This window comes from Bradyrhizobium sp. MOS001 (assembly GCF_004634465.1).
Lineage (GTDB): Bacteria > Pseudomonadota > Alphaproteobacteria > Rhizobiales > Xanthobacteraceae > Bradyrhizobium > Bradyrhizobium barranii.
In genome coordinates this window covers 19,988-33,570 of the sequence record NZ_SPVJ01000001.1, presented here as the reverse complement: position 1 = coordinate 33,570, position 13,583 = coordinate 19,988, and the positions used below count along the sequence as shown (strand labels likewise).

Here is a 13,583-nt window from a genome sequence, read left to right as displayed (position 1 = left end):
GTTGCACATGACTGCTGAAACCGCGGTATGGTCCGGCCCGGTCGGTCGACAAGCGTTGCGCGCCCGATGGCAAGCCGTGGGCAAATCGCCAGCTCTGATCGGGGTCGCCGATGGGCTCGCTGTGCTGATCGCGGCGTCGCTGCCCTGGTCGACCACAGCGCCTTCGATCTTCGTCGGGCTCTGGCTGCTGGTGGTGACGCCGACCATCGACTGGCGCGACTATGGACGCCAGCTCGCACGGCCTGCGTTCGCCCTGCCCTTTGCCTTCCTGCTGCTCGCGCTTCTCGGCACGCTCTGGTCGGACGGCGCGTGGGCCGACCGGTTGCATGCGATCAAGCCGGTCGCAAAGCTCGTGCTCACTCCAGCACTGCTCTATCACTTCAGCCGATCCAAACGCGGTTTCTGGGTTTTCCTTGGCTTTCTCGCGTCCTGCGCGCTGCTTGCCGTCTATTCCTGGATCGTGCTGCACGATCCCGCCTGGAAACTCACCGCGACCGCGTCGGCCGGCGTTCCCGTCAAGAACTACATCGACCAGAGTCAGGAATTCACGCTGTGCGCCTTTGCGCTCGCACTGCCGGCGTTGACCTTCTGGCACCGCGGAAACGTGGTCACGACAGCCGTCTGTTTGGCCTTGACCCTGCTGTTCGTCACCAACATGGTGTTCGTCGCCTCCGCCCGCACGGCGCTGCTGTGCATCGCGGTGCTGCTCGGACTGTTCGCCTGGAGGCATTTGAGCCGGCGCGCGGCGCTGGTCCTGCTCGCGGGCACGATAGCCGCGAGCGCGCTGGCCTGGACGACCTCGCCCTATCTGCGCCACCGCATTGCGGACATCGCCGTCGAATACCGCCACGGCCATGAGGACATCAGCCGAGCCTCGACCGCCCAACGCCTGACCTATTGGCGCAAGGCGCTTCACGCCTTTGCCGAGGCGCCCCTGACCGGTCACGGCACCGGGTCGATCAAGCGCCAGTTCGAGCGCGCCGCCACCGGTGGAAGCCGCCTCGATGCGGAGATCGTCAGCAATCCCCACAACCAGACCCTCAATGTCGCGATGCAATGGGGCGTACTCGGCGTCGTCCTGCTCTACGCCATGTGGATCGCCCACCTTCGCCTGTTCCTGGACGAAGGCCTTGCCGCCTGGATCGGGCTCGTCGCCGTGGTGCAGAACATCGCGAGCTCACTTCTGAACTCGCATTTGTTCGATTTCCACGAAGGCTGGATGTATGTGCTCGGCGTCGGCGTCGCCGGCGGCATGGTGCTGAAGGCAAGAGCCGGACCGCATCTGCACTATGAGGCCAGCATCGAGGGTGAAGCGGTCGGTCCGCAGAAATTTCTGCGCGCCGGCGTGCGGCTCAGCGCCGACTAGGCCTTTTACTCCGCCGCCACGCAAGCCGCCTGGGGGGAAGCCAGCGCAAAGACGCCAAAATCGGGCACCACCATTTCGAGTTCGCGGCGATAGCTTTCGTAGCTGAGCGCTCCCGGCCGAATGAAGCCGAGTTGAAGCGTGTGATCGACCACACGCCTGAGAACGATCGGAGCGCTCGCCGGCGTAAACTGGGCGCCACCGGGATTGGACAGCGTCGTGATCAGACCGCGTGCGGGCTCGTTTCTCTTATCGGGACGTGACACCATGATCAGACGTATCGCTCCCTTCTCGAGGGTGACGAAGTTCAGGAACGGGCGTCCATCCGGGATGTAGACACGGCCCCTCTGCGTGTGCCCAGCATCAACACGTTCGCGTTCCTCGAACATGAGACAGGACTCGGTTTCGTCCCAATGAATGCCGATGATGTAGGCACTGATGATCTCGGGGTTGGAGAACGCGGGCCTGAAGCAGACGTAATCCCCCTCGAAGGTCTCGACTCCTGCGCGATCGCGGTAGCCAAGATCATCGGCGACGTCGAACCTAGACGTCACTGGCGGAGGTTCGAGTCCGCCGGCAATCGACGGCGCATCGTGCAATGGAAACTCCTTGTGCGGACTGGTGGCTATCCGCTCAGCCGTGACGTTGCGTATGCGCTCGGACTCATTGAAGACCGCGAGGACCATGCCGCCGACGATGAAGCCGGTTAAGCCAGTGCTTAACGCCACCAGTTGGATCGCATCCTGCGGATGTACATAGAACAGAGCCAGTACTTGCTGGCCGATCATATGCGCGACCAGCCACCCCGCACAGGTCAGCGCGGCGCCGTTCGCGAGAGCCCCGAGGGCCGCCACGCGGTACCAGCTCATCCGCGAACATCCCATGTAGGAACAAATGAGCCCGAGGGAAATCGTACAGATGAAAGGCGTGATGACGCCGTATAGCCGCTCGATGAACTGCCTAAGAACGTCCTGATATCCTCCTCCCTGCATCAGGGCGGACACTAGTGGAATGCCGATCCGGAGCGCAATCGACAGCCCCACGACGACGAGACCGGCGACAACCAACTCGGCGATAGGCGGATATCCAGGTGTGTTGCCTTCCTTGCGTCCGATGAAGCGTTGCGCCACGACGATTGCGCCCAGGACTGCGAAGCCGATCGAAGCGCCGAACGTGACCGCAATCGTCAGCACCTTGTCGACGTCGATCGGAAGTGTTCCCGGCATGAACACCATCATGCCAATGCTCCAGGCCGTGACGAGGAAGATCGTTGTCGCCCATTGATCCAGCCCAAAGGTCGGCCCCGGACTGTAGGCGAAGCCCATCCTCGCTAGCCGCTGCAATCGGCCGCTATGGGTCCTTTCGCAAAACAGGACATAGCGAGACACGAGACCGCAAGTGAGGTTGGTGACCTCAGCAATGTTGCGGTTCAAAGCGTCCTTCAATTCCGGGGTTGGAAGCGGCGACGTGAAAAAGGCAAGACCGGCGTGCATCATCTCTTCGTAACGGGCATCCGCACGAGCCGCCACCGCGTCGCCCAATTGTATGATCATGGCGTAGGCGGATCGGCCATAGCCATTTCCGGTGAAGTCGAGTGCCGCGGCATTCTGCCGGGGTCCGACGAACAGGTTGTAAAGGCCGATGGCTCTTGTGAAGCGGTCGGGAAGAGTACCGTCCCTGCTGAAACTCAACGCTTGCGGACCGATATTCTCCGAAACGATTTTGGTCACCTTGCTTCGAAGGTCGTCGCGCGGGACGAAACCCGTGGTTTGCGCGAGTTCAAATGCGAGTCGGTCGGCTTCACGCGGAATCGCGGCCAATCTGACACAAAATGCGCGCGCGGCCCGGTCGATCCGTGCCACCTGCCGGAATTGCGAAGCGACGACGATGATGAGCACGGCCACGATCGGAGCATATTGAGCCAGTTGCGCCTGCGCCTTTGGATCTACCGCCTTCACCTGGCCGACGATGAAGTCGAACCCGATGCTGCCCTGGACGAGTCCGATCATGACGACCAGCCAGAGCGGTATCATCAGGGCGTAGTAGAATATCACCCCCCAGAAGAACAGCGCGAAGGTCGTACCGGACCGATTGGTGGGCGGAGAGTTGAAGCGAGCCCAGGCAACGACAAAGAGTGCCAAGATCGCAATAATCCATTGGCTCTTCGTAACGATCGCTTCAATGATGTCCATGTTACGCGCTCCCACATAGCAGGCGACGCTTGCATGAATGGCTCTGCCCTCGCCGAGGCAGGGCACAATTCAGATCAGGGACATCGTGGAGACGCAGCGCGCGTCGACACAGGTGCCCGAACAATAGGGAAGACTACGCTGGGCCGACCCGGCTGCAATGTGAAGTAGAACACACCCGGGAGGACATTTCTTTAGCGGAGTTGGACACCGCGACCGCTGTTGGTCACATACAACCGAACTACGGACTCCGCTCGTGGCCGACCTCGCCGGTGATGACGTCGCCGAACAGCTCCCAGGCCTGCCCGTTGAAGCGCATCAACTGCATCTGCTCGATCGGAAAGTAGTCGTCGGTGGAGGTGTTGACCATGATCCCGGGCAGCATCAGGTCGGTGTGGAAATTCTTCAGGCTAGTGGCCTGCTTCATCACGTTCTCACGGGTGAGATTGTCACCGCACTGCTTCAACACCTGCGCCATCGCCTCGGCCTGCACATAGCCGTAGATGTTGTTGGCGTTGGCCTTGTCGCCATCGGGATAATATTTGTCCATGAATTCGCGCCACTTCACCACCGCCGGGTCCTTGTCCCAGGTCGGGTCGGTCGGATCCTTCAGATAGACGGTCGAGATGATGTCTTTGGAATAGTCGAGCCCGGCGGGCTTGAGCACCGAGGCGACCGAGGTCGCGGTATTGGCGAGGAAGAACTTTGGTTTCCAGCCGAGCTCGCCGACCTTCCGGATTGCCTGCGCCGAGCCCTTCGGGGCGGCCCATGAGAAGAAAATGTCGGCACCCGAGTCATGCAGCGCCACGATCTGCGAGTCGATCGAGGGATCGCTGACCTCATAGGACTTGTCGGCGATGATCATGCCGGCCTTGTCGCCGAGCCCGTCCTTCAGGCCCTTGAACTGGTCCTTGCCGGCGTCGTCGTTCTGCCAGAACACGGCGACCTTGCTGTTGGGGAAATGATCGCGAATGTATTTTGCGTAGATCCGCCCCTCGCTCTGGTAGTTCGGCTGGAAACCCATGGTCCACGGGAAATTCTTGGGGTCCCCGAACTTGGTGCCGCCGGAGGCGACGAACAGCTGCGGCACCTTCTTGGCGTTCATGTATTTCATGATCGCGGAGTTCGAGGGCGTGCCGAGCGGCTGGAAGATCAGCAGCACCTCGTCGCTCTCGACCAGCTTGCGCGCCTGCTCGATCGCCTTCGGCGGTGAGTAAGCGTCGTCATAGCTGATGAAGTTGATCTTGCGGCCGTTGATTCCGCCCTGGTCGTTGATCATCCTGAAATAGGCGGCCTCGGTCTTGCCGATCACGCCATAGGACGACGCCGGCCCGCTATAGGGCATGATGTTGCCGATCTTGACTTCGGTATCGGTGGCGCCGGGATCGTATTTCTTCTGCGCCAAGGCCGGTGCCGTGACGAGCACGCCGGCAGCAAGAATGGCGAGGGCAGCAGGGCTTTCGCGACGACCCGGCATCGTTCTCTCCCCTATGTTTTGTAGTCTTGTTTTGCGGAGAGTGTCGCAAGGCCGTTCGCCGCTGGCAAGCGCCGCGATTTTCCGCGCCGTGAAACGACGGACCCGGAACCTACGCGATGCGCCGCAGCAGTGTCAGCGCGCGCCCGTCGATCACGAGCAGTGCGCTGCCGATGACGATGGCGCCCGCGATCTCGCGCGCGGAGATCGGCTCACCGAGCACCAGCCATCCCAGAAGGATGGCGGTGACGGGAATGAGCAGCGTCACGAGCATCACATTGGTCGCGCCCGAGCGCCGCAGGATCTGAAAGAAGACGATATAGGCGAGCGCCGTCGAGAGGGCGGCAAGGCCAAGCACCGCGAGCCAGGTCGTCAGGCCCGGCATCGAAAGGTACCACGGCTGCTCCACTGCGCCGGCGACGACCGCCATCATCACCGTCGACGCCATCAGTTGAAACGTGGCCGTTCCCAGCGGAGGCGTGTCCTTCAGCAGCCGCCGCGCGGCCAGCGCCGCAAAGCCATAGCTGAACGCGCCGCCCAGGCAGAGCAGGATGCCGAACCCCTGCCCCGGCCTGGTCTCGATGCCCCATCCCCGCAGGATGATCACGCCGGCGAGGCCGAGCGCCACGCCGGCCACCCGACGGATCTGCAGGGCCTCTTCGCCGGCCGCCGCCATCACCATCACCGTGAAGAGCGGCGTGGTCGCGTTCAGGATCGAGGCCAGTCCGCTCGGAATGAAGGTCTGGCCGAGCACGATCAGCGAGAACGGGATGACGTTGTTGAGCAGCCCGATGGCGACGAACGGCTTCCAGCCCGTCACTCCCTTGGGAAGCCCGATGCCCTGCATCCGGAGCAATGGCAGGAGAATGGCCGCGCCTAGTGCGACGCGCAGGAACACGAGCGTCAGCGGCGGCAATTCCCGCAGCGCCGCGCCATTGAAGAAGAACGATCCGCCCCAGAGAACCGAGAGCACCGCGAGCAGCGACCAGTCTCGCGCGTCGATCCTGTTGTCGTTCAGGGACATGTGTTTCACCTCGACGGCCGAGCCTGCCGCCTAGGACGGCGCGAGACAGTCCGCCACCCGATTTCCGACAAATTTGCTCAGGAGGGGCGCCGCGAGCGAGCTTCACCGGCAATATCGGCGATCACCGCTCCAATCACCAGCGCGCCGCCAATGAGCGCGTGAACGGCGGGCAGTTCGCGAAAAGCGACCCAGATCCAGAACGGCATCAGCGGCGTTTCCAGCGTCGCGATCAGCGAGGCCTGCCCTGATGGCAGCAAGCGCGAGCCGAGCATGTAGAAGGTCAGGCCGAGCGCGACCTGAAGGCAGCCGAACATCGCGAGGATGGCAAGGCCGTTGCCGCCGACATGAGCGATGTCGTGGGCGAAGGGAAGGCTGACCAGGCTCCCCAAGAAGTTCGACAGCGCCGCTGCCGCCACCATCGACGTCTCGCGATGGCGCCGGACCACGACCGTCATGGCGGAGATGGCGAGCACCATCAGGCAGCTTAACGCCACGCCGCCGAGATCGGCGCCGGCCTGAACGCCGCCGACCGTGATCACCACGCCGGCAAAGGCAATCAGGCTCGCGGTCAGCGTACGCCACGTCGCGGCTTCGCCGAGCCACAGCCACGCCAGCGCAGCCGCAACGAAGGGCTGGGTGGCGATCAGCACCGCCACATTCATGACCTTGGTCATCTGAAGCGCGGGAATGAACGAGACCATGCCGACCGCGGACAAGGACGCGACGAGCAGGCCGCCCTTCCCCGGCACGACCAATTGCCACAGCGCAGCGCGGCCCTGCATCACGACAAGAAACACGCTGATCAGGCTGCCCGCGAACAGGCCGCGCCAGAACAGGATGGTCCAGGGATCGAACGGCAAGAGGCGCGTGAAGAACGGCGCCGTGCTCCAGGCAACTGCGGCAGCGATGACGAGGGCAATGCCGAGACCGCGATCCGAACGAGGCTGCCCCATGTTGATGCGCCCAGCTAGGTCGGCTTCTTCGGCCGCGACACCAGCTCGATCATCTTGCCTTCATCGTCGTCGGGCATTGCGGCCTTGGCCTGCGCGTAGGACTCGACCGCGGCGCGCGAGACCAGCGGCTTGTCGGCGAGCAGGCTTTCGGCGAGCTTTACCGCATAGGCGGCATCCTTGTGCCGCAGCGCCGCCGTAAAGGTCGCGCCGCTGAAATCGCGGGCGACCATGCGCTTGGAATGACGCTGCACCTGCGGGCTGGCGGCGACGCCGGCCTGGATCGATTCCAGCACCAGGTTCATGTCGAGCCCGGCCTGTTCGGCGATGGCGAGGCCTTCGGCAAGGCCCGCGATCTGGATCGCACCCAGGAGATTGTTGATGAGCTTGTAGACCGTGCCGGAGCCGACCGCGCCGAAATGGCGGACGGTCGAGCCGATCGGTTCGAGGAACGGCCGCGCACGTTCGAGATCAGCTGCGTCGGCGCCGGCGAGCAGCGTCAGCTTTCCGGCCGCGGCCGCATCCGGCAATCCCGTCACGGGGCAGTCGATGTAGATCAGCCCGCGCGCGTTCAGTTCGCGGCCCATCTCGCGGGCGTGGTCATAGGAGACGGTGGAGCACTCGATCGCAATGGTGCCGGCCTTTGCCGTCTTGGCCGCGCCCTCAGGCCCGAGCCAGACCGCGCGCGAGGCGTCGTCATCGGCGACCATGGTCACGACCGCATCGGCATCGATCGCGGCATCCTCAGGCGACGTCGCCCAATGCGCACCGCGCGCGATCAGGTCGTCCGCTTTTGCCTTGCTGCGATTCCACAGCGTCACCGTGAATCCGGCATCGAGATAGCGGCCGGCCATGCCGTGGCCCATCCGCCCCAACCCGATGAAGGCGACGCGGGACATCAGTCGACGTCCTCGATGTCGGCGCCGGTGGTGCCGAAGGCGCGCTGCGCCAGGGTTGCGGCCATGAAGTCGTCGAGCTCGCCGTTCAGCACGCCCGATGTGTCGGACGTCTGCACGCCGGTGCGCAGGTCCTTCACCATCTGGTAGGGCTGCAGCACGTAGGAGCGGATCTGGTGGCCCCAGCCGATATCGGTCTTGGCGGCCTGGTCGGCGGCGGCCTTCTCCTCGCGCTTCTTCAGCTCGATCTCGTAAAGCCGCGCGCGCAGCATGTCCCAGGCCTGCGCCCGGTTCTTGTGCTGGGAGCGGCCGGCCTGGCAGACCACGGCAACGCCGGTCGGAATATGCGTCAGGCGCACCGCGGATTCGGTCTTGTTGACGTGCTGGCCGCCGGCGCCGCCCGAGCGCATGGTGTCGACGCGGACGTCGGCTTCCTTGATGTCGATCTTGATGCTGTCGTCGATGACGGGGAACACCTGCACGCTCGAAAACGAGGTGTGCCGCCGCGCGTTGGAATCGAACGGCGAGATGCGCACCAACCGGTGCACGCCCGCCTCCGTCTTCAGCCAACCATAGGCGTTGTGGCCCGAGACCTGGATCGTCGCGGACTTGATGCCGGCCTCTTCGCCCTCGGACTCTTCGAGGAATTCGACCTTGAAGCCGTGCGTCTCGGCCCAGCGCGTGTACATGCGCAGCAGCATCTGCGCCCAGTCCTGGCTCTCCGTGCCGCCGGCGCCGGCATGGACTTCGAGATAGGAATCGAAACGATCGGCCTCGCCTGACAGCAGCGCCTCGAGCTCGCGCCGTGCGACTTCCTTCTTGAGGTTCTTCAGCGCGGCTTCGGCCTCAGCAACGACACCCGCATCGCCCTCGGCCTCGCCGAGCTCGATCATGCCGATGTCGTCTTCGAGCTCCTGCTCGACCTTGCCGATGCCCGAGAGCGAATCCTCAAGCGAGGTGCGCTCCTGCATCAGCTTCTGGGCTTTCTGGGGATCGTTCCAGAGGTTGGGATCTTCTGCGAGCTTGTTCAGCTCAGCGAGGCGCGCCGTCGATTTCTCGACGTCAAAGATGCCTCCTCAGCAGCCCGACTGACTGCTTGATCTCTTCTACCAACCGTTCGATTTCGGCGCGCATGTTGTTCTCTGATCTCGCGGAATCCCGCGTGCAATTCAGATCGGGATGTAGCGGCGGCGGCTGCAAAGCGCAACCGCCGGAACCGCGATCGTCCGTCTTATCCGCTAGTACAGCCCGCCGGTGCCCGGCCGCATGAAGAAGCCGGAATCCGGCTGCTGCTGCTGCGACGCCGGCACGCCGCCGCGCCCGTCGGCATCAGCAACGCCGATCACCGAATAGTTGTCCGGCGGCGCCGTGCCCGGCTTGAAGGCTTCCAAAATGGTTCCGCCGGTCTCGCCGGGACCGGCGCGCATGCCGGTCTTGGAGACGACGCGCACGAGCTTGATGCCGGCCGGCACCTTGAACGGAACGGCGGGCTTGTCGGCGAGCGCAAGCTTGAGGAAGTCGCGCGCGATGGGTGCGGCCAGATGGCCGCCGGTCGCGGCGTTGCCCCTACCGAGCGCGCGCGGCTTGTCGTAGCCCATATAGATCGCGACGGCGACGTCGGGCGAGAAGCCGACGAACCAGGCGTCCTTGGCCTCGTTGGTGGTGCCGGTCTTGCCGGCGATCGGCTTGCCGACCTCCTTGACCACGGTTGCGGTACCGGCCTGGACCACGCCTTCCATCAGCTCGGTGATCTGATAGGCGGTCATGGAATCCAGCACCTGCTCGCGGCGGTCGATCAGCTGCGGCTCGACCTGATTCTTCCAGCCGCCCGGCGCGTCGCAGCCGCGGCATTCACGCTGGTCGTGCTTGAAGATGGTGCGGCCGTAACGGTCCTGGATGCGGTCGATCAAGGTCGGCTTCACCCGGCGACCGCCATTGGCGAGCATCGAATAGGCCGTGACCATGCGCATCGCCGTGGTCTCGCCGGCGCCGAGCGCGTAGGACAGATAGTTCGGCAGTTCGTCATAGACGCCGAAGCGGCGCGCATATTCGCCGATCAGGGGCATGCCGATGTCCTGCGCGAGGCGCACCGTCACGGTGTTCAGCGACTGCCGCAGCGCGTTGCGCAGCGTGACGGGTCCCTGGAATTTGCCGGACGAGAAGTTTTCGGGCCGCCACACGCCGGCGCCCTGGCCCTGGTCGATTTCGATGGGCGCGTCGAGCACCACGGTCGAGGGCGTATAACCGTTGTCGAGCGCGGCCGAATAGACGATCGGCTTGAACGACGAGCCCGGCTGCCGGTAGGCCTGCGTGGCGCGGTTGAACTGGCTCTGGTCGAACGAGAAGCCGCCGACCATCGCGAGCACGCGGCCGGTCCAGGGATCCATCGCCACCATCGCACCGGACACTTCGGGGATCTGGCGCAGGCGGTACTGGCCTTCGACCGGCTGTCCCTCCTTGGTGTAGAGCGGATCGGCATAGATTACGTCGCCGGGCTGCAACACCTGCGCCACCGACGTCGGGGTCTTGCCCTTGGCATTGCCCTGGGCCGCCCTCGCCCAGCGCACGCCGTCGACCGTGACGATGCCGGTCTCGCGCTGCTTGCTGATGGCGCCGCCGAGCTCGCGGTTCGGCTGGAAGCCGATGCGCGCCGACTGGTCGCTGGTCTCCAGCACCACCGCCATGCGCCATGGCGAGATGTCGGAAAGCGACTTGATCTCGGCGAGCTTCACGCCCCAATCGCCCGAAATATCGAGCTTGCTCATCGCACCGCGATAGCCCTGCTGCTCATCATAGTTCACGAGGCCGGCGACCATGGCCTTGCGCGCCATGACCTGGATCTTCGGATCGAGCGTGGTGCGGACGGACAGACCGCCTTCGTAGAGCTTCTTCTCGCCGTAGCGCTCGAAGATGTCGCGGCGGACTTCCTCGGCGAAATATTCGCCGGCGAAGGTGTGGGCACCGTTGGAACGGTTGGTGACGGCCAGCGGCTCCTTGCGCGCCTTGTCGGCGTCGGCCTGCTTGATCCAGCCGTTCTCCAGCAGACGGTCGATGACGTAGTTGCGGCGCTCGATGGCGCGGTCGCGGTTGCGCACCGGATGCAGCGTCGCGGGCATCTTCGGCAACGCGGCCAGATAGGACGCTTCAGCGACCGTCAGCTCGTTCACCGACTTGTCGAAATACACCAGCGAAGCGGCCGCGATGCCGTAGGCGCCGAGGCCGAGATAGATCTCGTTCAGGTACAGCTCGAGGATCTTGTCCTTCGAGTAGGTCTTCTCGATGCGCATCGCCAGCAAGGCTTCCTTGATCTTGCGGGCGAAGGAGACCTCGTTGGTCAGAAGGAAGTTCTTGGCGACCTGCTGGGTGATCGTGGAGGCGCCCTGCGGACGCCGGTTCGAGCCGTAGTTCTGGATGAAGAGCACGCCGGCGCGCGCCATGCCGGTGTAGTCGATGCCGCCATGCTCGTAGAAATTCTTGTCCTCGGCCGCGAGGAAGGCGTTGATCACGAGCTTCGGCACCGCCTGGATCGGCAGGTACAGCCGGCGCTCCTTGGCGTATTCGCCGAGCAGCGAGCCGTCGACCGCGTGCACGCGGGTCATCACCGGCGGCTCGTAATCCTGAAGCTGAGAGTAGTCCGGCAAGTCCTTGGAGAAATGCCAGATCAGGCCTGCCACGGCCCCGACACCGACAAGGAACACCACCGTTCCCGCGGCGAACAGGAAGCCCATGAACCGCACCAGCAAGCGCATTATATGTTTATCCGTTCAAACTCTGGATCAGCTCAAGGCACCCAAAACAGGCGCCAACTCCACGTCGCGAATTCACCGGCCTACTCAATTACATCAGTGCCGGACCCAAGACGCTTGCCGAACGGGATTCTCGCCGATTCCGGAACCCCCTGCGGCATTTTTATAAAGCGCCCGCTGTGGCCAAACTAGGGCTTTTGCAACGGGACGGAAAATCCCTCTCAATTCGACGTCCCCCGGTCGTCAATTCGACGATCCCCCGGTCGTCAATTTGACGATCCGGCCGTGGCCATCCGCTTGGTCAGGAACCCGTCGATCGCCTGCGCCATCGAGCTCACGGCCTTGGACCGCCAGCCCTCGGAGACCAGATGCTCGAGGTCGCCCTTGTTGGAGACATAGCCGATCTCGACCAGCACCGACGGCACGTCCGGCGCCTTGAGGACCCGGAAGCCGGCCGACTTCAGGGGATGCTTGTGCATCCGCACGGACGACTTCATTTCGCCCATCAACAGGCGGGCAAAACGGCTTGAAAAGGTACGAGTTTCCCGCTGGGTGAGGTCGATCAGGATGTCCGCGACGTCGGTCGGCTCCTCCGCGAGGTTGAAACCGGCGATCGCGTCCGCCCGGTTTTCCGCGTCCGCCAGTCGCTGCGCCTCGGCGTCGGAGGCCTTGTCGGACAGCGTGTAGATGGTCGCGCCCTGCGCATCGCCCTCGGCCTTCGGCAGCGCGTCGGCGTGGATCGAGACGAACAAGGCGGCCTTGAGCCCGCGGGCGACTTTGACCCGGTCGTTGAGCGGAATGAAGGTGTCGTCGTCCCGTGTCATCACCACGCGGAATTTGCCGGTCTTGTCCAGCCGGTCACGCAGCGCCAGGCCGAAGGCCAGCACCAGGTTCTTCTCGCTCTCGCCGCTCGACTGCGTGCCGTTGTCGATGCCGCCATGGCCGGGATCGATCACGACGATCGGGCGCCCGTCGACCTTTTGCTGCCCGGCTTCCGGAGCGGCGGCGGCCGGAACCGTTGCCGGCGGCGCGTCGGCGATTGCGGGCCGCAGTTCGGGGCGTTTCTCGGGGACGAGCGACTGCACGAAGGCGGTCCGGTCGACCTCCTCCAGCTCAAGCACGAACCGGGCCGGCTGGCCATTGGCGGCCTCCAGCACGTAGGACTTGGCGATCTTGGCCGGGCCTGTCAGGTCGAACACGATTCGCGAGCCGCCGGGCATGACCAGCCCGTAGCGGAAGGCCTTGACCAGTCCCCGCCCCTCGACCCCGGTGCCCGCAGGCAGTTGAAAATTGACTTGGGGCACATCGACCACCACCCGGTACGGGTCGGCGAGCGTCACGGCGCGGAAGGTGACGGCCTGATCGATGTCGAGGATGAAACGGGTCTGCTTGCCATCGCCGGCCAGCCGGGCGGCGGAGGCGGTCGGAAAATTCGCTACCGCAACAGAGGGTTGCGGCTGGCTTTCCGCCGCGCTCAGGCGCCAGGAATCAGCGCATACGAATGCTGCGGCGCACAGAAGCGCGCATCCCAGCAAAACCCTTTGATTTGTGCGGCTCGTCACCGATTCAGTGCCTCCGAGCGGCCCTTCTAACGCAATAGAACCACAGGGTTAATCGCCGCTTAATGACAGATATACGAAACTCCCCGACTGTGACCGCCGTGCGACGCTCCCTTGCACGGTTGGTCCATTCCACGTATGTACGGAGTGCTGACGGCCGATATTTCCGGTTGTGTCGCGTTCAGCCTCCCGGTGCAGCGCCGGAACTCTCAAGGTTTGGGAATTCCAGCGTTTTTCCGTTCCCCTCAAAGACCAGCGCGGTGCGCGGCAGCGAGGTGGAGCGGGTCAAGCCCCGGTGGCGGACGGTCCCTGGTTACCACCGCGTTTCCGGGACGGTTTTGACAGCGACGTGACTCGTTACCCGGTCCCTTAATCCCAAGGG

The 13,583-nt window shown here is 64.1% G+C and carries 9 protein-coding genes; 1 reads left to right on the top strand and 8 read right to left on the bottom strand.

All coding sequences use genetic code 11. The features are described 5' to 3' along the window. Positions 1-7 precede the first annotated feature (7 nt). Entirely contained in the window at positions 8-1,366 is a 1,359-nt protein-coding gene (locus tag CT676_RS00130) for an O-antigen ligase family protein (RefSeq protein WP_135213492.1), read from the top strand. A 5-nt stretch (positions 1,367-1,371) separates the two neighbouring features. Here CT676_RS00130 and CT676_RS00125 read toward each other — a convergent pair whose 3' ends face one another. The 8 genes from CT676_RS00125 to CT676_RS00090 form a co-directional block, all read right to left on the bottom strand. Next, positions 1,372-3,555 carry a hypothetical protein gene (locus CT676_RS00125; protein WP_085401081.1) on the bottom strand — a complete coding sequence of 728 codons (2,184 nt, stop codon included), beginning with the start codon at positions 3,553-3,555 and terminating at the stop codon, positions 1,372-1,374. A 238-nt stretch (positions 3,556-3,793) separates the two neighbouring features. Further along, positions 3,794-5,029, bottom strand: a complete 1,236-nt coding sequence (locus tag CT676_RS00120; RefSeq protein WP_135213491.1) for an ABC transporter substrate-binding protein — start codon at positions 5,027-5,029, stop codon at positions 3,794-3,796. 109 nt (positions 5,030-5,138) lie between these two features. Further along, positions 5,139-6,050: a DMT family transporter gene (locus CT676_RS00115; RefSeq protein ID WP_135213490.1), complete on the bottom strand. Its 912-nt coding sequence runs from the start codon at positions 6,048-6,050 to the stop codon at positions 5,139-5,141. Positions 6,051-6,127: 77 nt separating this feature from the next. Next, entirely contained in the window at positions 6,128-7,003 is an 876-nt protein-coding gene (locus tag CT676_RS00110) for a DMT family transporter (protein ID WP_135213489.1), read from the bottom strand. A gap of 14 nt (positions 7,004-7,017) precedes the next feature. Further along, positions 7,018-7,899, bottom strand: coding sequence for an NAD(P)-dependent oxidoreductase (locus CT676_RS00105; protein ID WP_135213488.1), 882 nt, complete (start codon positions 7,897-7,899; stop codon positions 7,018-7,020). Further along, positions 7,899-9,030 (bottom strand): peptide chain release factor 2 gene (prfB, locus tag CT676_RS00100; RefSeq protein ID WP_135213487.1). Its coding sequence is split into 2 segments (ribosomal slippage): positions 7,899-8,960 and positions 8,962-9,030, totalling 1,131 coding nucleotides; the frame shifts between segments, so codons are not numbered across the junction. The genes CT676_RS00105 and prfB overlap by 1 nt, the downstream gene beginning before the upstream one ends. 104 nt (positions 9,031-9,134) lie before the next feature. After that, positions 9,135-11,645 (bottom strand): penicillin-binding protein 1A, encoded by a 2,511-nt coding sequence (locus tag CT676_RS00095; RefSeq protein WP_071914354.1) that lies wholly within the window; start codon positions 11,643-11,645, stop codon positions 9,135-9,137. A 263-nt stretch (positions 11,646-11,908) separates the two neighbouring features. Then, positions 11,909-13,204: an N-acetylmuramoyl-L-alanine amidase gene (locus CT676_RS00090; protein ID WP_135213486.1), complete on the bottom strand. Its 1,296-nt coding sequence runs from the start codon at positions 13,202-13,204 to the stop codon at positions 11,909-11,911. Positions 13,205-13,583 lie beyond the last annotated feature (379 nt).